Genomic DNA, 22096 nt, shown 5'->3' on the forward strand with positions numbered 1-22096 from the left:
CGACCAATGTCTAATCCAGAATTGCCGGAGCGTCGCAAGCGACGTGGTGCCGACAACCCGACCCTGGCCGACGTCGCCCGCGAATCGGGAGTCTCCACGATCACTGTCTCGCGTGTGCTCAACTCGCCCGACAGCGTGCGCCCGGCGACCCGCGAGCGCGTCGAGGCCGCCATCGCGCGGGTCGGCTACGTACGCAACATGCTTGCCGGCAGCCTGGCCTCGGCCAATTCACGCTTCATCGCCGTGATCGTCCCGTCGCTCTCCAACGTGGTATTCATCGAGGTCATACACGGCCTGCAGACCACCTTCGAGAAGCACGGCTACCAGATTCTGCTCGGCAATACCGAATACGACATGCGTCGGGAGTACGAGCTGGTCCAGACCTTCCTCGGCTGGTCCTCCTCCGCACTGGTGATTACCGGGCTACGTCACGACGCCGCCTGCACCGCCATGCTCAAGCGCTGGCAGAAACCGATCATGGAAATCATGGAGCTCGGCCAAGGCATCGATCTCAATGTGGGCCTGTCGCACTACGATGCCGGACGCTGCATGGCGCAGCATCTGCTCGACCGAGGCTATCGGCGCATCGTCTATGCCGGCTCGCAAATGGACGGCAACTACCGTGCCCGGCTGCGCTACGAGGGGCACCGCGACCTGTTGCAGGAAAACGGGCTGGAAGCGCCATTGGAGGAATGGCCCGAAGCCAGCGCGCTGGAGATCGGTGCCAGGGCATTTCGCCAGATAATGGTGCAGCGATCAGGCACCGAGGCCATTCACTTCGCCGACGACACCCTGGCGGCTGGCGCCATCCTGCATGCCAACCGAGCCGGTATCCGCGTGCCCGACGATGTCGCCATCGCCGGCTTTACCGGGTTGCCGTTCGGCCAGCACATCACCCCCCGGCTGACGACGATCGTGTCACCACGCGAGGCGATCGGGCGAATTGCCGCCAAACAAGTCATCGCACGTATCGAGGGCAAGCCAATTGAAAATACAAGTCACGATGTAAGTTTCGAACTTTGCATTGGTGAAAGCACTTGATAAAAACTAAGCAAACTTAACCAATGGAGTATTCACACCTTGAATACTTTGAATTGATAAACGCAAGTTTGAACGTGAACAAACGTGACAAGTCATGACACATAGTCGACTAACAATAAACTCGGGATTTACTGTTCCGTAACAGTTAGGCACTGTCTGAAAAGTCGACGAGCGAAGGTTAGGCAAGGCAAAAATCAGCGAAAAAGCGGAGTTTACGGGTTGTAAATGAGTATTTTGAGCTGATTTTTAACGCAGTATGGCCGAGCGCAGGCAGTTTTCAGACAGTGACTAGTCAACTCTTCCTAGAGAGAGACATGTCATGACCAGGCACTTCAAGAAAATCAGCGTAAAATATGCCGTCGCCTTCATTGGCGTGGCACTGGCCCTGCTGGCGGTCGTCATCGCCGACTTCATGCTGACCCGCAGCGTCAAGGAGCGCATGCTCGAGTTCAGTTCTTCATTCAACCCCGCCATTTCGGCAGCGCTCAACGCCGACCGGGACCTCTACCAGGCCAGGACAGCCGAGCTCGAATATTTACGCGCCGAGCCAGGTACCGCCCATGCCGAGGAAGTGCGCAAGGCGTATCGGGAAAATGCCCAACAGGCATACGATGGTTTGATGGCCTACAAGGAAAAATTGGCGAGTCACCCCGAACTCATCGGTCAGTTGAATGCGTTCGAGAATACTTATCGGCAATGGCGGGAAGCGTCCGAAATGACATTTACGTTATATTCGGAAGGCAACGTGTCTGAAGCGATAGCCCATCTTGAAGGCGACTCCTTGAGCCACTTCGAGACACTGCGCGGCATTTACGACATGGCAGGCGAAACGGCCGGTCAGAAAGTCGTCGCTCTGGAAGCCGCGACCGTCAAGCGTATCAATACCCAGCAGACCATCATCGTGATTTTCTCGATCCTGGTCTTTCTCGGTGCCGTGACACTGGCGCTGGTCGGTCCGCTGTTCATGTCGCGTGCCATTCGCCAGATCACTGGCCGTATCCGCGAAATCACTGACGGCGATGGCGATCTCACTGCCCGCATCGACAGCAAGCGCAACGACGAGATCGGCGACCTGGCCGTTCAGTTCAACGCCTTCATCGCGCGTATCGACCAGACGTTGCAGCAGGTGCGCGCCAGCACGGAAAGCGTGCATACCGCCGCTGACGAGATCGCCCAGAGCAGCCAGGACCTGGCCTCACGCACCGAGCAGGCCGCCTCCAACCTGCAGGAAACGTCGGCCTCGATGGAGGAGATATCCTCGACCGTCAGCAATACCTCTGACGCCGCCCAGCAGGCCAATCAACTCGCCCACTCGACCGTGGATATCGCCCGCCAAGGGCAGAAGGCCATGCAGCAGGTCGAGACCACCATGGACGACATCAACGCCTCTGCCGGCCAGATCAGCGAAATCATCGGCCTGATCGACAGCATCGCCTTCCAGACCAACATCCTCGCCCTCAACGCGTCGGTGGAAGCGGCGCGCGCCGGCGAACATGGCCGTGGCTTCGCGGTGGTCGCCCAGGAAGTCCGTACTTTGGCCAGCCGTTCCAGCGAGGCCTCACGCAATATCCGTGAGCTGATCGATACATCGGTAGCCCGCACGCAGTCCGGTACGCAACTGGTCAAGCGCGCCGGCAAGACCATGCTGGAGATCGTCGAGAGCATCGAGCGCGTCACCGACGTGATCGGCGAGATCAGTGCCGGCGCCAAGGAGCAGAGCGTCGGCATCGGTCAGGTCAACACCGCCGTGACCGAACTCGACAACATGACCCAGCACAACGCCTCCATGGTCGAGCAATCAAGTGCTGCCGCCAACGAGATGCGCGAACAGGCCGAGCGACTCAATGCCCTGGTGGCCTCGTTCCGCCTGAGCAACACCCTGCAAGGCAACCCGGCAACCGCTCGTCAGGCTGCCAAGCCGGCCGCGGGCAAGGCCTTGGCGTCACCGGGCAAGTCAGTCAAGACGACCCGCAAGGCGACCGAGCATGACGATTGGGAGGCCTTCTGATCGCACCGAGATGAGCCGCTAAGCACTGGACACGGTTTCCCTGGTCTTCCCGGCGTGCAGTCAAACACGCCGGGCTTTTTCTACCGAACTGCAATCCGCTTCCCTACCCGGCACACGACCAACCCCGCTCTCCCTTGTCAGGAGTTCCTTGCATGACACAGCGCGCCTTGATCGTCGATGACGATATCGAAATCCAGTTACTGGGCCAGCATCTGTTGCGACGTCGTGGCTTCGAGGTCATTGCCGTGGCCGGCCTCGAGGAACTGGCTCGCCAGCCGGGCCTGCTCGACGTGGACCTCATCCTGCTCGACTTCAGCCTCGGTGAATTTACCGGGTTCGACATTCTCCAGTACCTGCACGACTTGCGCCTCAACGCCGCCGTGGTACTGCTCAGTGGCTGCGATGAAGATACAGCTCAAGCCTTGCTTCACTCTGGCAGGTCCAAGGGCTTGCACATGCTCGGCTTTCTTTCCAAGGGGCAACTGCTGAAGCGACTCGATACGGTGATCCAGCCCTTGGCAGACCGCGAAACGTCACCGACCCTCGAGGCGCTGGACAATGCCATGCGCCAGGGTCATTTTTTCCTGGCCTATCAACCCAAGTTCGACCTTCAGACCGGCCAGGTGGTCGGCGTGGAGGCCCTACTACGCTGGCAGGATCCACGGTGTGGCCTGATCACGCCCGACCGCTTCATCCCGTTGGCCGAACGCCATCATCGTATCGTCGACCTGAGCTGGCACGTGCTCGACCTGGCCCTGGCACAGCAGGCCCGCTGGCAGGCCAATGGCTGGACGCTGAACATGGCCATCAACGTTCCTGCACAGTGGTTGAAAGCGCCCAACATGCTGGCGACCTTCGACCGCATCGTGGCCCGCCATACCTCACGTCTCGAGGGGCTGACCCTGGAACTGACCGAGTCGGCAGGCATCGAATGCCTGAGCTATGCACGGCATGTCCTGTCGGCGCTGCGCGAACGCGGATGCCGGCTGGCACTGGACGACTTCGGTACCGGCTATTCATCGCTGATTCAGCTCTACCGGCTGCCCTTCGACGAGCTGAAGCTGGATCGCAGCTTCGTTTCGCTGTGTGACGAGGACCGTGAGGCTCGCGCCATCACGCTGGCCATCATTGACCTGGGACGACGACTCGACATGACGGTAGTGGCAGAAGGCATCGAGACCCGGGAACAGCATGACCTGCTGCGTCACGCCCATTGCGATATCGGCCAAGGGTTTCTATTGGCTCGCCCCATGCCCAGCGCACAATTCGATGCCTGGTATGCCGCACAGGCCACGCAGAAGGCCAAGGCCCTCGCGTGAGGGCCTTGGGTATGGCTATCAAGGCAACGGGAACATCAACCCAGCAGTGGCAGGTCTTGCAGCGAAACACGCGTGGCTCGGGCCAGTTCGGCAAGGCGCTGCAGGTCGCGGCGAAGATGGGCCGCTTCGGACAACACGCTTCCCTGTTCCAGGATACGTGCCTGCTCGGCGATGGCCAGGCATCCCAAGGACCCCGCCGCGCCCTTGAGTGAATGCGCTTCCCGTTGAAACGCCTGCCGATCCTCGTTGTCCAGATGGCGCCCCAACGCAACCAGACGCTGATCGAGGCGTGCCAAGAACGTCTCGAACAATCCTTGCAGGGCATCAGGATCGAGGGTATCGCGCAATTCTCGCTGGGTTGCGATATCCACCAGCACACTATCGGCCACCGCTCCACTGGCAGGCGATGGCAACGACAGCGCATCACGCGGGGCCTGCCGGCCTTCCAGCGACTCGACTGCCTCCCGGCAGCAGGGGCCCAGGTAATGGCAGAGCCGGTCGTAGAGCGCTTCACGCGTGAAGGGTTTGCAGATCACCTCGTCCATGCCGCTCTGCAAGCAGATATCGCGATGTTCAGGCATGACATTGGCTGTCATGGCGAGAATCGGCAGGCGCTCTCCCGCCGCCTCCCGCGCCCGCCAGCGGCGTGCCGTCTCCGGTCCATCCAGCACCGGCATCTGCATGTCGAGCAATACCAGGTCGATGGCGCCATTCGAGGCCAGGCAGGCCAGCGCTTCCTCGCCATTGTCGACGACGATGGCCTGCTGTCCCATCCATTCGAGCATCGCGGTGGTCACGGTCTGGTTGACCGGGTTGTCCTCCACCACAAGGATCGTATGGCGGTCGAGGCCCTTGCCATCCGTCACGATCCGGGACAGCGGTTCGACAGGGCTCGTCTCGGGCAAGCTGACGGTAAACCAGAACAGGCTACCCAACCCTGGCTGGCTACTGACACCGATGTCGCCGCCCATAGCTCGGGTCAGGCGCTGGCAAATGGCCAGCCCCAGCCCGCTACCTTCATGCCGCCGGGCAATCGAGGCATCGACCTGAGTGAACGGGGCGAATAGTCGCTGCTGATCGTCTGCAGCAATACCACAACCGGTATCGCGTACCTCGAAGCGAATGTGCTGTCCGTTTTCACGCGTGACACTGAGCCTGACAAAGCCCTGTTCGGTAAATTTGAAGGCATTGGTCAACAGGTTCATCAATACCTGGCGCAGACGATTGATATCGCCGCTGACGAATGACGGCAGATCGGCATCAAGCTGGTACGTCAGGGGAACGTCCCGCTTATCCTGGCGCAACTGATAACCGGCACAGACCTGCTCGATGAACGTCGGCAGGTTGAACGGACGATCGTCGAGATCCAAGGCCCCCGACTCGAGCTTGGTGTAGTCCAGGATATCGTTGATCACCGCGTGCAGCCCAGCCGCGCTCTGCTTGAGTGCCATGAGATACTCATGCCCGCGTGCCGTCAGCCGCTCGTCGCCGAGCAGGTCGGCCATGCCGATCACGCCGTTCAGCGGTGTGCGGACCTCATGACTCATGACCGCCATGAATTCCGACTTGGCCCGACTCGCCGACTCGGCACGACGGGCGACCTCGTCGAGCTCGACGGCCTGCCTCTCGAGCAGTTGCGCCTTTTCGAAACGAGCCCGACCTTCCTGGACCAACGCCCTGACCAGCACGCCCCCGGAAAGCATCACCAGCACAACCAGTATCAGCACCACCCAATACAGCTTGAGCAGTTCCTGGCGCTCGAAGGTACGCCTTTCCGCGACATGGGCATTGATGTCGACCAGGATATCGCCGGTCAGCAACTGTAGCGCCTGGTTCTTGTCGAGAAGTTCCCGGGTCAGCCCCGCCGACAGTTGCGTCACATCCTCGGGCAAGGCCAGCAGTTGTCCATCGATGTCGTCGATCAGGCGTTTGGCACGTTGAAGGGGATCGTTCAGCCCCGGCACCGCGCCGATAGAGCGAGCGATATCGCCGTGGAGAAAAAGGTTCATGCGACTGTAGAGGATTTCATGGCGCAGCAAGGCCTCATCAAGCGAGTGATCGCTTTCATCGAGCAGGGCAAAGCGGAACTCCCTGACCTCGCGGTCGAACTGATACGCCGCCCAGACCAGGTTTTCGAGCAAGCGACCTTCGAGGGCCTGCTGGCGCTGGAAGATCAGGCCGCCTGTGGCCAAGGCCGCAAGAAAAAAGAGGATCGCCGCGAACGTGGCGATCCTGAAACGTCGCGATAACAGCGACTGCATCGACAGGGCCCCCGATGCCCTAGCGGTATCAGTGGATTTCAATGGCCTTGACCTGCCAGACCGAGCGGGTAATGACCTCTTCGTTGAGCAGCGCCGGGGTCTCGTCGAAGGGATAGATGACGAACAGTGGCCCTTGGTCGCGGACCCGCAACCGGCGTCCATCGGCGGACATGGCCAGGATCACGTCATGCTGCGCGAAATCCGCGACGGGGATCTCGGAAGAATAGTCGTTTAGCGCGACGACCTTCATGGTGTCGCCCTGTGCCCCCACCGTCTCCAGCAATGCCCGTCCCAGCGGGCCGTTGAACGTTACCCGGCCTTCGTGCCACGGCGTCCCGGTCACGGTCTCGCGCTGCTCGAGAACCTGGAGCATGTCGCTGTCGAAATGTGCCTCGTCGCCGACATTGGTTTCGGTGATGTCGCCACTTACCACCAGGATTACCGGTCCCGTCGGCGCCTCAAGTGCCAGGGCCTGGCTGCCGATAGAAGAGAGTAAAAAGGCCAGGAGGCCGCCCAACAGGGCGCGTGAGCGATAAAGCGACATGACAGTTCCTCAAATGGCTGACAAACCGATTGTATTTCGAAGACTCGCTATCGAACTGTGAACCATTGTCACAAACATGGCGTGAGCACCCCTATTCAAGCAACGACCGGTGGTTATCGGTAAGAAGAAAAACATGCCAAACCCAATGCATATCGGCGTGCTGGAAGACGATGCCGATCAGCAGGATTTCATCGAGCAATGCCTGATCGCCGTCGGGCACCGCGTCACGCAGTTCATGCGCGCCAGCGAACTGCGCCGGGCCATACAGACCCAGGCGTTCGACCTGTTCATCATCGATTGGCGGCTGCCGGATGCCAGCGGCATGGACGTTACCGCCCACCTGCGACAGCATGATGGCTGGAAGGGGCCGATCCTGTTCGTTACCGCCAGTCAGGAGGAGGAGGACATCGTCCTGGCACTCGACAGTGGCGCCGATGATTTCCTGGCCAAGCCGCTGCGTCCTCGCGAACTCTCCGCGCGTGTCAATGCCCTTGCGCGGCGGGCCGGGCTCCAGGCACAAGCCACTGACAAGGAGCAGTTTGGGGCCTACTCGCTGGATGGCGGTCAGCGCGAGGTGCAGCTTGCCGGCGAGCGTGTGACGTTGACGGAGCGTGAATTCCGCTTGGTCTCGCTGTTCTTCAGCCATCCTGGCGAACTGCTCTCGCGCGCTCACCTGCTGGAAGTCGTCTGGGGCATCAAGGGCGACGTCTCGACACGCACCGTGGATACCCACATCAGCCGGCTACGCCGCAAGCTGGTACTGGACGGCAGTCATGGCGTACGCCTGCGTAGTATCTACCAGCATGGCTACCGGCTGGAGGCGCAGGCCATGAGTCACTGAAGATCAGTTCGTCACGCGGGATGACCGACCTGGTCGGCCTGTTGCAACCCATGGTCGGTATCACGCGAGTCAACGAAGCATCGGTAGTCCTGACTGACACAATCGGCATAAGTCATGGCCAGCGTGGCTACCATGTCGATGAAATTATTGAGGCGCCCCTCGAGCCGCTCGCATACGCAGCGGGCAAAGCGCGCCGGATCGTCCTGATTCAGAGCACGCGCACCGCGCAGGTGTTCGCGAGCCAGGATGCGTCCCCATTGCTTGGTCAGCTTGCGATAGGACTTGGCTCCCTCGATGCGCTGGGTGGGAAAGTCCACCTTGTAGGGCGAGCGCTCGCGCACCGAGAACACCTTGTCGTCCAGATGCAGCCAGCCCAGATAGATGTCGGGATGCTCGGCGATGGCGCAGAACGCTGCGGCATGGCGAATGCCTTCGTGGGGAAAGGCCCGACGCCAGGCGCGCTTCTCGTCGCGGCTCATCAGCCGCCAGCCCTCCGGTGGTGTCTGTTCCTTGATGTCGAGAATGACATCGTCGTGTTCATGTTCGGCCCCGCCCTCGATGAGTACGTAATAGCGCTCCAGCCCCAGCGACCCGGTCCCCGCATCGAGCCGACGCGCCATGTCCTTGACACGAAAGTGGCTGGCCTCGCTGGCAGCCGCCGGCCCCTGCAATGTCTTGGGATACTCCTGCTCGATGGCCTGACGAAGCTGGTTCGCCTGGGCCTGGGAAAGGGGCGCCAGCTTTTTCGGGCGTTTAGCGAAACAGCGCTCGTCATCGCCAAGACGCGTCCATTTCTCCAGCATCCTGGCCCGACTGCACGTGTCCGCAACGGATTGCATGAACGGCGCCAGAATGCCCTTGGCATTGTCCAACGTCACCGCCAGGGGCGTCTCGCCACGGACATGACCGGCCAATTCGTCGTGATAGCTCTCGAGCAGCGCACTCAGGGCCTTGTGGATGCCCTTGCGCGTCAAGCCAACGTTTTCGCGGGCATCGAGTACCACGCTGATCGCCAATCGCCAGAGATCGTATTGATAGTCGCCTATCAGGGCATCGTCAAAATCGTCCATACCGTAGCGCACGCTGTCGTCATGATGGCCATAGGCCCCGAAGTTGTAGGCATGGGCATCGCCCTGCAGCCAGGTCTGGGTCCCGGGCAGCCCGCCATACAAGGCAAAACGCCAGTCGTGCCAGACGTCGGCCCAGTAGAGTTGGTTGGTGCCTCGGAAGAACCGGTAGGGCGACTCGGCCAGTTTGGTGTACTTGGCCTTGCGATGCGCATCGGAAAGACCGGCGTTGGCAGCGTTAATGGCCTCCAGTACCTGGCGGGGCCGGTTATGACGCGTCAGTGGCTGCGACATGCGCAGGCTCCCTCGACGAGAGTGGCGTAGTGTCTCTAGCGTGACGGATAAGTTCAGTGACGCCAAGCGCTCTCGTCTCGACGTCTACGCTTTGCAATCCTGATTTGGGTTCTATGCTTACCGGGCAGTCAGCAGGGAAATGAGACCCCTATATGCACTGGAACGCCTGTGACCACGGGCAAGGAGAGCAATATGGCACTGCGTTTGAAACCGCTCGATGAACAGGTGATCGTGATCACCGGCGCGACGACGGGCATCGGCCTGGCCACGGCACGTATGGCCGCCGACCACGGCGCCAGGCTGGTGCTCGCGGCCCGCGACGAGACCGCCCTGTCGCTGCTTGTCGGGGAGTGTCGCGAGGCTGGCGCCGAGGCCACCTACGTGGTAGCGGATGTCGGTGACGAAGCCCAGGTCCGCGAGGTTGCCGCCAAGGCCATCGGCAGTTTCGGCGGCTTCGATACCTGGATCAATAACGCCGGTGTGTCGATCTACGGGCGCATGCTCGACATCAAGATGGAAGACAACCGCCGTCTGATGGATACCAATTTCTGGGGCGTCGTAAATGGTTCATTGGAGGCGGCGCGCTACTTTACCCAGAAGCCACGTGACCATGGCGGGGTCATCATCAACCTCGGTTCCGCCGTGTCGGATCGTGCCCTGCCCATCCAGGGCATGTATTCCGCCTCGAAGCATGCGGTCAAGGGCTTTACCGATGCCTTGCGCATGGAACTGGAAGAGGAAGGCGCCCCCGTCGCCGTCACCCTGATCAAGCCGGGCAGCATCGCCACGCCCTATCCCGAGCATGCGCAGAATTACATGGACGAGGAGCCCACCCTGCCGCCGCCCTTGTATGACCCGCGTGTAGTGGCCGAGGCTATCCTGCACTGCGCTGAGCATCCCCATCGCGACATGGTAGTCGGCGGCGGTGGCAAGCTTATCGCCGCGCTGGGCCAGATCGCCCCCCGCCTGGCCGACAAGGCCATGGAGGCGTCGGTGATCCGTCAGCAGAAGTCGGGGTACGCCGAGCATCGCCAGCGCTTTGCCCTGAACTCGCCCACGCAGGACATGCGCGAGACTACGCGTTATCCAAGCCACATCTCGAAGTCGAGCATCTATACCCAGTCCTCGTTTCACCCCTTGTTGACCACGGCGGTGGTTGCCGGCGCCGTCATTGGCCTCGCTGCGTTGACCGGCAAGGGCACGCCGAAGAAATTCCGCCGTCACTGAGGGGGCAAACCGAGGTGCAGAAATAGGCTACGTCACGCCCCGGCTCGGACAGCCGGGGCGTCTTCGTTCAGGCACCTTGTCATGATGGTGACGGCTTCGCCGCGATAGTCCACGGCTTCGACGTCCTGCCAGCCCAGTCGCCGGTATAGTGGCTGCTGGTCCGGCGTGTAGAGATAGAAGCGTTCGATTCCCGCCTGGCGCGCCTCGTCCTCGACGCGCCTTACCAGTCGCGAGGCAATGCCCTGCCCGCGCCACTCGGGATGCACGAAGACGGAGGCCAGCCAGGGCGTAAGCTGCGGCCGGCTGCTCATGTCGCTTTCGATCAGGCTGGCGGTGCCGACCGGTTTACCGGCGTGCATGGCCATGAAGACCCGCGGCACCCCCCTTTCACCGCATTCACTGCGCACCTCGGCACAACGATCCGCAAACGACATTGCGGGATTCAGGTGGCCCCAGGACTCATGCTGCCAGGTCACGATGGTTTCCAGATGGGGTGAATCCGGGGTCAATGCCTCGATCGTCGGCGGATTAAGTGGGGTCATGCCGTCCTCCTGCGGTGGGTGACAGGCCAGTATACGGCATCACCCACCGCCAGGTGGCAGGACGCTCAGCGCCGCTGCCGCCGGTACCAGTACAGGCCCAGCGCTGCGACGGCCGCCGTCGTGGCGATCAGCGCCGTACTGCGATACGACGAGGGCTGGCGAAATCCACCATCGATGCGCCGTTCGCCAGTAGGCGGCGAGAACAGGTTGCCCGACGAGGTGGCATCCGGCGCCGCCTTGCCTAAGGCCGTTTCGACCAGGCGCGCATTGGCAATGCTGTAGCCCGGCAACCAGGCCTGGGCGAACCTGGCCAGGCGCGACACGCTGCCTACATAGATGCTCGGGCGCGGGTGTTGCGCCGCCCTGACGATGGCGCGAGCGGTACGTCGCGGGTCGTAGACCGGTGGCACCGGCTTGACGGCACGCCCGGTGAAGTTACCCCCGTCGCGAAAGCCGGGTGAGTCCATGACCGCCGGATAGAGGTTGCAGACGTGGATGTGCGGCCAGGCGTGAAGCTCGCCACGCAGGCTTTCGGCAAAGCCGCGCAGGCCGAACTTGGCCGCAGCATAGGACGCCGCATAGGGCTGCGCCGCCCAACCGCCCAGCGAGATATTGTTGATCAGCACGCCCGACTGCTGGCGCTTGAAGTGCGGCAGCACGGCATGGGCACTGCGCACGTAGCCCAGCAGGTCGGTCTGGATGACTTGTTCGTGAGCCTCGATGGGGATCTCGTCGAAGTTGCCGAGGGCACCAATGCCGGCATTATTGACCCAGACATCGATTCGACCTGCCGTATCGACGGCCGTACGCGCCAGACGCTCGACATCCTCGGTACGCGTCACGTCCGTAACCACTACCCGGGCCTGTCCGCCCTGGCGGTGGCACTCCTCGGCCACGTCGTGCAAGGCGCGACGATCCCGCGCAGCGAGAAACAAGGCTGCTCCCTGGCGGGCGAATTCATGCGCCGTGGCACGTCCGATACCACTGGAAGCCCCGGTAATCACGACGACGGCGTTCTGCAGATCATGCGACATCCTGCTCTCCTTCCGTGAGTTGGATATATCCAGGCTCAAGACCGAGCCAGACTGTTCGTCTCAACTCAACGTAGTAGACACTGTACGCATGGGCGTGACGTATACCCGGCCGGGCGGCGAAAAAAACCCCGCCAAGAGGCGGGGAACCGAGAGTGAAGCGACCCATCCGTCGATGAGCCTCAGCCCAGCTGGAACGGATAGACATTGCCCAGGTTGAGCAGGCGCGTCAGCTCGTCCAGAGCGGTCAGGGTTTCCTCGGCGAGTTGCGGGTCGGCAAGGTCGTCCGGCGTCAGGCGATCGCGGTAATGGCGATTGACCCAATCGGTAAGCTCGCCATACAGCGTGTCATCGAGCAGTACCCGGCCGGTCAATCCTTGCCGCTCGCGCTCGCTGAGCACGATACGCAGGCGCAGGCAGGCCGGACCGCCGCCGTTGCGCATGCTCTGCTTGACGTCCTTGACCACCACCTCGGTGATCGGGTTGTTGCCGGCCAGCAGGTGATCCTGAATGGTCCGCCACACGGCCTCGTTCTCCTCGCACTCGCCGGGCACCACCAGCGTCATGGCACCAGAGCCATCGGGTTGGGTGAGCAATTGCGAGTTGAACAGGTACGAACTTACGGCATCGTCCAGGCTGACCGCCTCGCTGGGCACGCGCACCGGAATCAGCGGCGTGGTCATCTTGCGGCGCAGTTCGTCGAGTGTGCGCTGCTCGTCGAGGAAGGCCATCTCGTGGTAAAGCAGCACCGGTCCGTTGCCCACGGCGATCACGTCATTGTGGAACACGCCGGCATCGATCGCCTCGGGATGCTGCTGGGCGAACACCGTCTGCGCCTCGGACACGCCGTGCTGACGCGCCACGGCCTGGCTGGCCTCCAGGGTCTGGCGGGCCGGGAAGCGCGTGGGCTCTACCTGCCCACCGAACGCCTGGCGACCGTAGACGTAGAGATGCACGCCGGGATCGCCATGCGTCGCGGCCAGGCGGGTATGGTTCGCCGCGCCTTCATCGGAAAACGCCGGGGTCGCCGGCAACACCGGGTGATGGGCAAAATGGGCCTCATCGCGGAAGATCGCCGCCAGCACCCGCGCAGTGGTCTGCGGTTCGAGAAAGCGGTGGAAGCTCGACTGCAGGTTGGCTGGGGTGAAGTGTACGCGCGCATCCGGCGCGTCAATGCTCGGTGTCACCGTAGCGGCGTTGGCGGTCCACATCGACGACGCCGAACACACTGCGCGCAGTAGTTGTGGCGCCTCGCGAGAGGCGCGCTCGAGCACCTCGGCATTGCTGCCGGTAAAGCCCAGGTCGCGCAGCGCGCCGAGATCCGGACGCTGCTGCGGCGGCAGCACACCCTGCGGATAGCCGGCATCCTTGAGGGCCTTCATCTTGGCCAGGCCCTGTAATGCGGCCTCCCTGGGATTGGAAGCCAGGCCACCGTGGCGCATGGAGGCGACGTTGCCATGTGCCAGCCCCGCGTAGTTGTGGGTAGGGCCGACCAGCCCGTCGAAGTTGACTTCCTGAACGTTGGGATCGCTCATATTTCCTCTCATAGCGTCACGCCCGGCGGCAGGTTGTCGGGCATCGCCAGCGACTCGCCTTCCATCGAGGCGATCGGGTAGGCGCAGTAGTCAGCCGCGTAGTAGGCGCTGGGGCGATGGTTGCCGCTGTCGCCGATGCCGCCGAACGGGGCGTCGCTGGAGGCGCCGGTGGTCTGGCGGTTCCAGTTGACGATGCCGGCACGAATGCGCAGCAGGAAGTCGTCCCAGTCGGCACGCTCACCGCCAATCAGGCCGGCCGCCAGTCCGTAGCGGGTGTCGTTGGCCAGGCCGATGGCCTCGTCCCAGTCATGGTAGCGGTGCACCTTGAGCAGCGGCCCGAAGTGCTCCTCGTCGGGTATCTCGAGGCCGGTCACATCGATGAGTGCCGGCGTGACCAGGCTGGTACCGTCGACCACGCGCTGCATGCGCGACAGCACGACCCCGCCGCGATTCTCCAGGTCATCCTGGGCGCGCAGCATCGCGTCTGCGGCCTCGGGGCTGACCAACCCGCCGTAGAACGGCGCCGGCTCGCTGAACGGCGCGGCCACGTGAAGCTTGCCGATGGCCTCGACCAATGCGTCGATCAGCCGGTCGCCGATCTCGCCCTCGGGCACCATCAGGCGTCGTGCACAGGTGCAGCGCTGACCGCCGGAGAGAAACGCCGACTGCAGGATGGTAAGTACCGCCGCAGCCTGATCGGGCACGTCCTTGACCACCAGCGGATTGTTGCCGCCGAGTTCCAGCGCCAGGATCTTGCCCATCTGCCCCGCGAACTGCTCGTGCAGCAACCGGCCGATCTTGACGCTGCCGGTGAACAGCAGGCCATCGATGCCGCTATCGCCGGCCAGCGCCTGGCCGACCGGGGCCGCGCCCTGGACCAGATTGATCACCCCATCGGGCAGGCCCGCCGCCTGCCAGCACTGCAGGGTCAGGTCGGCAGTCATCGGGGTCTGCTCGCTGGGCTTGAAGACCACGGTGTTGCCGGCCAGCAGCGCAGGCACGATATGCCCGTTGGGCAGATGGCCGGGGAAGTTATAGGGGCCGAACACCGCCATGACACCGTGCGGACGATGACGCAGCACGGCCTGGGTGCCACCGGCCACGTCGCGGCTGCGCTCGCCGGTACGGTCCGCATAGGCGGTCACCGAGATGCCGATCTTGCCGATCATGGCGCCGACTTCGGTACGCGACTCCCACAACGGCTTGCCAGTCTCGTGAGCGATGGACTCGGCAAGCGTCTCGCGGTTGGCTTCCAACTGGTCGCGAAAGCGCTCGATCAGTGCCTGGCGCTCGGCCAGCGGGCGGCGCGCCCAGTCCGGGAACGCCTCGCGCGCTGCCGCAACGGCACTGGTCACCTGATCATCGCCGGCAGCCCTGGCCTGCCACAGCGTGTCGCCGGTGATCGGGTCGCGCTTGTCGAACGCTTGCGCCGTGCCGTCGACCCATTGGCCGCCGATAAAGAGTTGTTGTCTGGCGTGCATAGTTCTCTCCCGTTCAGCGCATCACGATGCACTGCAAAACCTTGTTGTGATCCTGGTGTCCTGAAAGCGAAGCCAGGCTCACGTCTCGAGAACGCGGAGGGAATCGCCCGTGCCCACGTTAAGTCGGCCCGCCTCCTCCTCGGTCAATGTCAGGGTGCCGTCCTCGCTGGGGCCACGGCCAACCCAGGCGGCACGGAAACCGACCATGCCGGTGGTCGACACCAGCCAGCCCGGGCGCTCGGTATGCTCGAGGTCGTGCCCGATCTCGACCTGGCACAGCCGTGACAGGCGCACGGCGCGAACATCGTCGATGTAGGCTTCCACTGTCGGGCCACCATCGAAGATGTCGACGTAGCCCTCCCAGCGCAGGCCTTCCTTCTTGAGCATTTCCAGCGCCGGGCGGGTGTGCTCGTGGACCTTGCCGATGCAGTCCCGCGCTTCCTCGCTGAGGAAGGTGGTATGAATCGGGAACTTGGGCATCAGCTCGCCGATGAAGCTCTTCTGGCCCATGCCCGTCAGGCGATCGGCCTCGTTGAAATCCATCGGGAAGAAGTGGCTGCCCAGGCACTGCCAGAACGGACTGTTGCCGTTCTTGTCGAACACGCCGCGCATCTCGGCCAGCACCTTGTCAGGAAACTGATCGCGGAACTGGGCCATGAACAGCCAGCGTGCCTTGGACAGCAATGCCCCGTTGCGGTCGCGGCGGTATTCGGGGCGCAGGTAGAGCGAGGCCACCTCGGCATCGCCGGTGTGGTCGGAGCTCAGGAACAGCGTGTCGATGGTGCGATGCAGGTCGAGCTGTACCGACGAGTGCGCCAGCTTGCCCACCCGATAGTGATAGAACGGTACCTCGCGCCCGACCTGCGCCTCGATGGCGCAGCAGCCGGCCAGCTCACCGTTGCTCTCGTCTTCCAGCACGAAGAAGTACAACCGGTCGTCGACCGGGGTACGTTCCTCGAAGGCGCGTGCCGCGGACTCGATCTTGCTGGCCAGAAACTCCCGATTGTCGGGCAGCGAGGTGAAACCGACGCCGGTTTCCTGGGCCAGGCGTTGCAGGCCGTCCAGGTCGCCACGGGCGATGGGTCGAATGCGCATCACAGTTCCCCCTCGTCGAAGGTGTCTTCCCCGGCGGGCAGGGCCAGCGGCGCGGCCAGCACCGCCCGGCCCTCTTCCACGCCGAGCAGTTCGGCATGTTCCGGCGAGAGCATCAGCTGGCCGGTCGGCGACAGCGCATAGCGCGCCACCACGCAACGGAAGCCGCCCAGCTTCTGGTTGGCGATCATTGCCGGCTCGGCATCGGGCAGCGCCGAGGCCGGCCGGATGCGTACCGGATGCCAGGTACTGCGGCGGAAGGTCTGCAAGCGCTCGCGCTCGGCCTTGATCACCGGCCCGGCATCGAAGATATCGACATGCCGCGAGCGCACGAAGCCTTCCGCGAGCATCTCGTCGAGCGCCGTCTCGTGCTGGGGATGCTCACGACCGATGGCGGCTCGTGCCTGTGGCGTCAGCAACGGCAGGTAGAGCGGGAATTGCGGCATGACCTCGGCGATGAAGCTTTTCGAACGCACCCCGGCCAGGTGATTGATCTCCTGATAGCCACGTACGAAGAAGTGGCGTCCGACGCTGTTCCAGAACGGCGACTCGCCGTCGGCGTCGAGATAGCCCGGAAAGGCGATCGCCAGGATCTCGGCGAAACGCTCGGGATACTGGGCGATGAACATCAGTCGCGCACGGCGCAGCAGGCTCTCGGCACTGGTGCCCTTGTAGCGGGCATCCAGTGACATGGCACACAGCAGCGTGGCCTCGGAGACTTCATGGGACAGCGACAGTGTCTGTACCTCGCGGCGCACGTTGAGTTGCTGCGAGGCGTGGATCAGCGTTTCCTGGCGATAGGTGTAGTACGCTTCATGCGCGCCGGCCTGGGCGCGGATGGTAGCGGTACCTACCACCTCGCCACGCTCCAGGTCCTCGAGCACGAAGGTGTAGCTTTCATCGCCGGGAAACTCCACCTCGCGCGTCAGCGAGCGCTGCGAACGCGAGATGCGCTCTTCCAGGCGGTCGCGGTGCGCGGGCAGGTTGGTCAGCTTGGGGGTGGCGGTTGACGCCAGGCGTTCCAGCCCGGGCAGATCCGCCGGCTTGGCAGGACGAACGACCAGCATGGTGTTCCCTCTTATCGGATCCCGATGGCGCCGGCCGCGATCAGGCCGCGGCCGGCGCGCGTCTCATGCGTTGTCGACCAGGCGGGCGATGGCGCGCTCCAGGCGCTGCATGCCTTCGTCGATGTCGGCTTCGGGAATCACCAGCGACGGTGCCAGGCGCAGCACGTCGGGACCGGCGATCAGGGCCATCACGCCCTCCTCGATGGCCAGCGGCAGGATCTCCCGGGCGCGGCCTTCGTAATCCGCCGACATCTGCGCACCGATGAGCAGCCCCATGCCGCGAATTTCGCGGAACACGCCATACTTGGCGTTGATGCGTTCCAGATGCTCGCGGAACCGCTCGTGGCGGCGCTGCACGCCTTCGAGCACTTCCGGCGTATCGATGGTTTCCAGCGCTGCCAGGGCCACCGCGGAGGCCAGGGCGTTACCGCCGTAGGTGGAACCATGGGTGCCCAGCACCAGCACTTTGGCAATGTCTTCCTTGGTCAGCATCGCACCGACCGGGAAGCCGCCGCCCAGCGACTTGGCGCTGGTCAGGATGTCCGGCGTGACGCCATAGCGCATGTAGGCGAACAGGGTGCCGGGGCGGCCCATGCCCGACTGCACCTCATCGAAGACCAGTAGCGCATTGTGGCGATCGCACAGTTCGCGCAGGCCTTCGAGGAATTCCTGCGTGGCGGGAACGATGCCGCCTTCGCCCTGCATCGGCTCGACGATAATGGCGCAGGTCTCGTCATCGATCAGTTCGCGCACGCTGTCGAGGTTGTTGAACTCGGCGTGCACGATGCCCCCCGGCACCGGCCCGAAACCCTGGGAGTACTTGGGCTGGCCGCCGACACTGACGGTGAACAGGGTGCGGCCATGGAACGACTGTCGGAATGAGATGATCTTGGCCTTGCGCTCGCCGTAGTTGTCATGCGCCCAGCGACGCGCCAGCTTGAGCGCCGCCTCGTTGGCCTCGCCACCCGAGGAACACAGGTAGACCTTGTCGGCGAAGGTGCGCTCGACCAGCGCCTTGGCCAGTTTCAGCGCCGGTTCGTTGGTGTAGATGTTGGACAGATGCCAGAGCTTGTCGGCCTGCTCCTTGAGCGCCTGGACCAGCACCGGATGGCAGTGCCCCAGCGAGTTGACGGCGATGCCACCGGCGAAGTCGATGTACTCGCGGCCTTCCTGATCCCACAGGCGGCTGCCCTCGCCGCGTACCGGTATGGTCTTCTGCGGTGCATAGTTGGGCACCATGTAACGGTCGAAATCTTCGCGGCTCGGGGTGTAGGCCATGTTGTTCTCCATCCAGTGGGATTGGTGTCATACGCTCAGGCGACGGAACGCCGTCTCGGCAGTCGCGTATCGCACGATGACACCGAGTATAAGTGGAGGATATCAGGCGTGGCTTTCAGCAATGGGACGACGAATTATGAAAAGCGGCAGTCGCTGCGAGTTCGCCTGCCCTTGAAAGCTGTCCATCAGCCTTCACACTCATTAGCTGACTAGTCTTTGCAGGAATCTACCGACAACACAGGAGTCACTACATGCAAATCGATCTGACGGGCAAGCGCGCCATCGTGACCGGCTCCACGGCAGGCATCGGCCATGCCATCGCCAAGGGACTCGCCGAGGCCAGCGCCGCGGTGATCATTACCGGACGCACACAGGCTCGCGTCGATGAGGCCATTGAGGCCATCCGCCGCGAGGTCGGCGGCACCCAACTCGATGGCGTGGCAGCCGACCTGGGCACGGCCGAGGGTTGCCAGGCCGTGATCGACGCGCATCCCGAAGCGGACATCCTGATCAACAACGTCGGCATCTTCGCGCCCCAGGATTTCTTCGAGACCGACGACGACACCTGGGACCACTTCTATCAGGTCAACGTCATGAGCGCGGTCCGCCTGTCGCGCCATTACGCCCAAGGCATGAAGCAGCGCAACTGGGGGCGGGTGCAGTTCATCTCCAGCGAATCGGCGCTCAACATTCCCACCGAGATGATCCACTACGGCATGACCAAGACCGCCGTACAGTCGATCTCGCGCGGCCTCGCCAAGACGTTGGCCGGCACCAGTGTGACCGTCAATGCCATCCTGCCGGGACCGACCCGCTCCGAAGGCGTGCTCAACATGATTCGCGAAATGGCGGAAAAGGAAGGTATCTCACAGGATGAAATGGAAGCTCGCTTCGTGAAGGAGAATCGTCCCTCCTCGATCATCCAGCGCCTGGCCACTCCCGAGGAGGTGGCCAATATGTGTGTCTATGCCGCCTCGCCTCAGGCCAGCGCCACCACCGGCGCCGCACTGCGCGTGGAAGGCGGCATCGTCGATACCATGGCGTAGCCCATCCGTGTCATGCTGGCAGCCCTGATCGACAATGTGTGGTTGAATGGCGTAACGACTATGAGGCTGACAGCATGCTCAACACCACCGCCTGGAACCGTCTTCGCTATACCTTCTATGCGCCGGTCTATGATCTCGTTGCCGACCGAGCCTTCCGGCGTGCCCGTCGCCAGTCGCTGGAAGGCGTCGACTGGCATAGTGGCCAATGCGTGCTGATCGTCGGCGCCGGGACCGGCCTCGACCTGCCCTACCTGCCTCGCGATATCGAACTGCACGGCACCGATCTGTCGCCGGCCATGGTCAAGCGCTTTCGGGCGCGTGCCGATGAACTGGGCTTCGATTGCCAAGCCCGCGTCATGGATGCCGAATCCCTCGATTTCCCCGACAAGCATTTTGATGTGGTAATCATGCACCTGATCCTGGCGGTGATGCCCCATCCCGAGCGTGGTCTGGCCGAAGCGCACCGCGTATTGGCCGACAACGGCCAGCTTTGCGTCCTGGACAAGTTCCAGCCCGACGACCGCCCTTCCGGCTGGGGCCGGCGAGCGCTCAACCTGGCGACCAACGCCATCGCCACCGACATCACTCGCCAGGCAGGCCCCTTGCTGCAACGGGCCGGGTTCATGATCGAGCAGGACAAGCCGGTCATGATGGGAAGCCTGTTTCGGGCTTTGATCGCCAGGAAAGCGCCCATGCCCTGAGTCAGGGCTGAGCGCTCCGTCGGTCTGTTTCCGGTGATGACAAGGCAGAGCACTCAGCCCAGGCGCTCTTCGCGAGGTGTCATCCCGAAGTGATTGCGGTAAGCGGTGGAGAAGTGCGCCCCCGAGGAAAAGCCGGTTTGCAGGGCGATGTCGCCCACCGCCTGGTCGGTCTCGCGCAATAGCTTGCGCGCCTGCTGCAGGCGCAGGTCGAGATAGTAACGACTGGGCACTGCCTGGAGGTATTTCTTGAATAGCCGCTCGAGCTGACGCCGCGAAATGCCAAGATGCTCGGCCAGTTCGTGGGTGGTGAGCGGTTCCTCGATATTCGATTCCATCAACGCCACCGCATCGATAAGACTCTGCGGGGCATGCCCGAGCCGCGATCGCAGCGGTACGTGCTGGGGCTCGTCGCCCATGCGGATACGTTCGCACACGAAATGCTCGGAAACCCGCTCGGCCAAGCGCTGGCCATGATGCTGACCGATGAGGGTCATCATCATGTCCATCGCCGCCGTACCGCCACCGCAGGTCAACCTGTCGCGATCGATCTCGAACAGCTGGTGTGTCACGCGCACCGCCGCATGGTTGCGCGCGAAGCTTTCGGCGCTCTGCCACGGCAGGGTCGCCCGATACCCGTCCAGCACGCCGGCTCGAGCCAGGACCTCGGTGCCACCGGCGATCCCCCCCAGACCGATGCCGCGACCGGCAAGGCGCGTCAGCCACGCCAACAGGCCGGGCGGCACGCTGCCCGCCTGGCTGGGCGCAGCACACACGAACAACAAGTCCAGTTCGCCAGCGTCGTCCCCGACCGCGCCCTGCGGCGACAGGGAAAGCTCGGCGGCACTCTTCACGGCCCGCTCGTCCAGGCCGTAGGTCACCGTGGTATAGAGCCGCGCCCCGGCCAGCCGGTTGGCCACGTGAAGCGGCTCCAGGGCACAGGCTTGGGCGAGCAGGGAGAAGCCCGGCAACAGCACGAAGCCGACCTGCCGGGTGACGCCCGAAGGCGCAGGAAGCGTCGCATCAAGGGGCATCTTGGCTGCCGAGCTCGGCAATGAAGGCATCGGAGCGCGCAATCGCCGCTTGCATGCGCTGGCGCAGGGCCGCCACATCACGCTCCAGTCCTTCCACCTCACCCCGCAATGCGCCAATCGCCCGCGCATTGAGGTTGTGCTTGAGGAACAGCACATTGTCGCGCATGGCCAGCAGCACCGGTTGCATGCTGTCTGCCGCGTCGTGCATTGCCTCGATCATCTCGCCATAGCGCACCCGGGTGTCGCGCAACTGCCGTTCGGAGAGGCGCCGGTACTCGGCACTCTGGTACAGCGAAAGCTCATCTTCCCACTCGTCGAACAGCGCCTCGGCCACGTCCTCGATGCTCTCGATGCGTTCTTCGACACGCTTGGCAGCGGTCTCGCTATCCTCGTACTCTGCATTCAACTGATCGTAGGTCCGGGAGAGTTCGCTCTCGGGCACCTGGACCACCGCCCGAAACTGCTCGAGTGCCGAGGCGAACTGCTCCTGGGCCGCCTGCTGGGCGTCGCGGCCCTCCTCGACCCGATCGACCAGTACGTCGCGCTTGTGAATCCCGACCTTCTCCAGCGCGCCATAATAGGCGCTCTGGCAGCCGGCCATGCCGACCAGAACAACCAGCAACAGCGGCCACAGCCAGCCAGCACCACGCTGGCGTTGCGTTCGCCTCGTCATGCGCTTGCCCTTACCCG

The 22096-nt window shown here is 63.2% G+C and carries 19 protein-coding genes; 7 read left to right on the plus strand and 12 right to left on the minus strand.

Translation table 11 applies throughout. The features are described 5' to 3' along the window. Positions 1 to 6: 6 nt before the first annotated feature. From BM194_RS02390 to BM194_RS02400, 3 genes are all read left to right on the plus strand, one after another. Positions 7 to 1041, plus strand: a complete 1035-nt coding sequence (locus BM194_RS02390) for a LacI family DNA-binding transcriptional regulator (RefSeq protein WP_092843265.1) — start codon at positions 7 to 9, stop codon at positions 1039 to 1041. A 319-nt stretch (positions 1042 to 1360) separates the two neighbouring features. Further along, complete coding sequence (locus BM194_RS02395; protein ID WP_092843268.1) at positions 1361 to 3049, plus strand: methyl-accepting chemotaxis protein; 1689 nt, start codon at positions 1361 to 1363, stop codon at positions 3047 to 3049. A 152-nt stretch (positions 3050 to 3201) separates the two neighbouring features. Next, positions 3202 to 4368, plus strand: coding sequence for an EAL domain-containing response regulator (locus BM194_RS02400; protein ID WP_092843270.1), 1167 nt, complete (start codon positions 3202 to 3204; stop codon positions 4366 to 4368). Positions 4369 to 4403: 35 nt separating this feature from the next. Here the strand turns inward: BM194_RS02400 and BM194_RS02405 are convergent, their stop codons facing one another. Together BM194_RS02405 and BM194_RS02410 are read right to left on the minus strand one after the other, a co-directional pair. Beyond that, the gene (locus BM194_RS02405; RefSeq protein ID WP_244890853.1) at positions 4404 to 6671 is read right to left on the minus strand and encodes an ATP-binding protein; all 2268 of its coding nucleotides are present in this window, start codon (positions 6669 to 6671) and stop codon (positions 4404 to 4406) included. After that, positions 6658 to 7173 carry a putative pterin-binding protein gene (locus BM194_RS02410; RefSeq protein ID WP_092843274.1) on the minus strand — a complete coding sequence of 172 codons (516 nt, stop codon included), beginning with the start codon at positions 7171 to 7173 and terminating at the stop codon, positions 6658 to 6660. The genes BM194_RS02405 and BM194_RS02410 overlap by 14 nt, the downstream gene beginning before the upstream one ends. Positions 7174 to 7318: 145 nt before the next feature. Between BM194_RS02410 and BM194_RS02415 the strand changes: the two genes are divergently transcribed. Further along, the gene (locus BM194_RS02415; protein WP_092843276.1) at positions 7319 to 8014 is read left to right on the plus strand and encodes a response regulator transcription factor; all 696 of its coding nucleotides are present in this window, start codon (positions 7319 to 7321) and stop codon (positions 8012 to 8014) included. An 11-nt stretch (positions 8015 to 8025) separates the two neighbouring features. Here BM194_RS02415 and BM194_RS02420 read toward each other — a convergent pair whose 3' ends face one another. Further along, positions 8026 to 9375: a DUF2252 domain-containing protein gene (locus BM194_RS02420; RefSeq protein WP_092843278.1), complete on the minus strand. Its 1350-nt coding sequence runs from the start codon at positions 9373 to 9375 to the stop codon at positions 8026 to 8028. A gap of 192 nt (positions 9376 to 9567) precedes the next feature. Here BM194_RS02420 and BM194_RS02425 point away from each other — a divergent pair, with 192 nt between their 5' ends. Next, on the plus strand, positions 9568 to 10602 hold the full coding sequence (locus BM194_RS02425) for an SDR family oxidoreductase (protein WP_092843280.1): 1035 nt from the start codon (positions 9568 to 9570) through the stop codon (positions 10600 to 10602). Positions 10603 to 10634: 32 nt separating this feature from the next. Here the strand turns inward: BM194_RS02425 and BM194_RS02430 are convergent, their stop codons facing one another. The 7 genes from BM194_RS02430 to BM194_RS02460 all read right to left on the minus strand — a co-directional run bounded on the left by BM194_RS02430 (position 10635) and on the right by BM194_RS02460 (position 18628). Further along, positions 10635 to 11144, minus strand: coding sequence for a GNAT family N-acetyltransferase (locus tag BM194_RS02430; protein WP_092843282.1), 510 nt, complete (start codon positions 11142 to 11144; stop codon positions 10635 to 10637). A gap of 65 nt (positions 11145 to 11209) precedes the next feature. Next, positions 11210 to 12178, minus strand: a complete 969-nt coding sequence (locus BM194_RS02435; RefSeq protein ID WP_092843284.1) for an SDR family oxidoreductase — start codon at positions 12176 to 12178, stop codon at positions 11210 to 11212. Positions 12179 to 12357: 179 nt separating this feature from the next. Beyond that, the gene (astB, locus tag BM194_RS02440) at positions 12358 to 13710 is read right to left on the minus strand and encodes an N-succinylarginine dihydrolase (protein ID WP_092843287.1); all 1353 of its coding nucleotides are present in this window, start codon (positions 13708 to 13710) and stop codon (positions 12358 to 12360) included. 8 nt (positions 13711 to 13718) lie between these two features. Next, positions 13719 to 15191 carry a succinylglutamate-semialdehyde dehydrogenase gene (astD, locus tag BM194_RS02445; RefSeq protein WP_092843289.1) on the minus strand — a complete coding sequence of 491 codons (1473 nt, stop codon included), beginning with the start codon at positions 15189 to 15191 and terminating at the stop codon, positions 13719 to 13721. A gap of 78 nt (positions 15192 to 15269) precedes the next feature. After that, entirely contained in the window at positions 15270 to 16286 is a 1017-nt protein-coding gene (astA, locus tag BM194_RS02450; protein WP_092843292.1) for an arginine N-succinyltransferase, read from the minus strand. Continuing rightward, positions 16286 to 17350, minus strand: coding sequence for an arginine N-succinyltransferase (locus tag BM194_RS02455; protein ID WP_092843294.1), 1065 nt, complete (start codon positions 17348 to 17350; stop codon positions 16286 to 16288). The genes astA and BM194_RS02455 overlap by 1 nt, the downstream gene beginning before the upstream one ends. Positions 17351 to 17413: 63 nt before the next feature. Continuing rightward, positions 17414 to 18628 (minus strand): aspartate aminotransferase family protein, encoded by a 1215-nt coding sequence (locus BM194_RS02460; RefSeq protein WP_092843296.1) that lies wholly within the window; start codon positions 18626 to 18628, stop codon positions 17414 to 17416. A 251-nt stretch (positions 18629 to 18879) separates the two neighbouring features. Here BM194_RS02460 and BM194_RS02465 point away from each other — a divergent pair, with 251 nt between their 5' ends. Next, a complete protein-coding gene (locus BM194_RS02465; protein WP_092843298.1) occupies positions 18880 to 19674 on the plus strand; it encodes an SDR family NAD(P)-dependent oxidoreductase in 795 nt (264 codons plus the stop codon). A gap of 74 nt (positions 19675 to 19748) precedes the next feature. Next, positions 19749 to 20375, plus strand: a complete 627-nt coding sequence (locus tag BM194_RS02470) for a class I SAM-dependent methyltransferase (RefSeq protein WP_092843300.1) — start codon at positions 19749 to 19751, stop codon at positions 20373 to 20375. A 53-nt stretch (positions 20376 to 20428) separates the two neighbouring features. Here the strand turns inward: BM194_RS02470 and BM194_RS02475 are convergent, their stop codons facing one another. Then, a complete protein-coding gene (locus tag BM194_RS02475; protein ID WP_244890854.1) occupies positions 20429 to 21406 on the minus strand; it encodes a GlxA family transcriptional regulator in 978 nt (325 codons plus the stop codon). Beyond that, positions 21396 to 22079: a DUF2959 domain-containing protein gene (locus BM194_RS02480; RefSeq protein WP_092843302.1), complete on the minus strand. Its 684-nt coding sequence runs from the start codon at positions 22077 to 22079 to the stop codon at positions 21396 to 21398. The genes BM194_RS02475 and BM194_RS02480 overlap by 11 nt, the downstream gene beginning before the upstream one ends. Positions 22080 to 22096: the final 17 nt, after the last annotated feature.

The organism is Modicisalibacter xianhensis, assembly GCF_900113605.1.
GTDB lineage: Bacteria > Pseudomonadota > Gammaproteobacteria > Pseudomonadales > Halomonadaceae > Modicisalibacter > Modicisalibacter xianhensis.

What these genes read in the sequence shown, in the direction of transcription:
- BM194_RS02390 (WP_092843265.1), top strand. Translation starts at nt 7, where the DNA reads ATGTCTAATCCAGAATTGCCGGAGCGTCGCAAGCGACGTGGTGCCGAC.
- BM194_RS02395 (WP_092843268.1), top strand. Translation starts at nt 1,361, where the DNA reads ATGACCAGGCACTTCAAGAAAATCAGCGTAAAATATGCCGTCGCCTTC.
- BM194_RS02400 (WP_092843270.1), top strand. Translation starts at nt 3,202, where the DNA reads ATGACACAGCGCGCCTTGATCGTCGATGACGATATCGAAATCCAGTTA.
- BM194_RS02410 (WP_092843274.1), bottom strand. Translation starts at nt 7,173, where the DNA reads ATGTCGCTTTATCGCTCACGCGCCCTGTTGGGCGGCCTCCTGGCCTTT.
- BM194_RS02415 (WP_092843276.1), top strand. Translation starts at nt 7,319, where the DNA reads ATGCATATCGGCGTGCTGGAAGACGATGCCGATCAGCAGGATTTCATC.
- BM194_RS02420 (WP_092843278.1), bottom strand. Translation starts at nt 9,375, where the DNA reads ATGTCGCAGCCACTGACGCGTCATAACCGGCCCCGCCAGGTACTGGAG.
- BM194_RS02425 (WP_092843280.1), top strand. Translation starts at nt 9,568, where the DNA reads ATGGCACTGCGTTTGAAACCGCTCGATGAACAGGTGATCGTGATCACC.
- BM194_RS02430 (WP_092843282.1), bottom strand. Translation starts at nt 11,144, where the DNA reads ATGACCCCACTTAATCCGCCGACGATCGAGGCATTGACCCCGGATTCA.
- BM194_RS02435 (WP_092843284.1), bottom strand. Translation starts at nt 12,178, where the DNA reads ATGTCGCATGATCTGCAGAACGCCGTCGTCGTGATTACCGGGGCTTCC.
- astB (WP_092843287.1), bottom strand. Translation starts at nt 13,710, where the DNA reads ATGAGCGATCCCAACGTTCAGGAAGTCAACTTCGACGGGCTGGTCGGC.
- astD (WP_092843289.1), bottom strand. Translation starts at nt 15,191, where the DNA reads ATGCACGCCAGACAACAACTCTTTATCGGCGGCCAATGGGTCGACGGC.
- astA (WP_092843292.1), bottom strand. Translation starts at nt 16,286, where the DNA reads ATGCGCATTCGACCCATCGCCCGTGGCGACCTGGACGGCCTGCAACGC.
- BM194_RS02455 (WP_092843294.1), bottom strand. Translation starts at nt 17,350, where the DNA reads ATGCTGGTCGTTCGTCCTGCCAAGCCGGCGGATCTGCCCGGGCTGGAA.
- BM194_RS02460 (WP_092843296.1), bottom strand. Translation starts at nt 18,628, where the DNA reads ATGGCCTACACCCCGAGCCGCGAAGATTTCGACCGTTACATGGTGCCC.
- BM194_RS02465 (WP_092843298.1), top strand. Translation starts at nt 18,880, where the DNA reads ATGCAAATCGATCTGACGGGCAAGCGCGCCATCGTGACCGGCTCCACG.
- BM194_RS02470 (WP_092843300.1), top strand. Translation starts at nt 19,749, where the DNA reads ATGCTCAACACCACCGCCTGGAACCGTCTTCGCTATACCTTCTATGCG.
- BM194_RS02475 (WP_244890854.1), bottom strand. Translation starts at nt 21,406, where the DNA reads ATGCCCCTTGATGCGACGCTTCCTGCGCCTTCGGGCGTCACCCGGCAG.
- BM194_RS02480 (WP_092843302.1), bottom strand. Translation starts at nt 22,079, where the DNA reads ATGACGAGGCGAACGCAACGCCAGCGTGGTGCTGGCTGGCTGTGGCCG.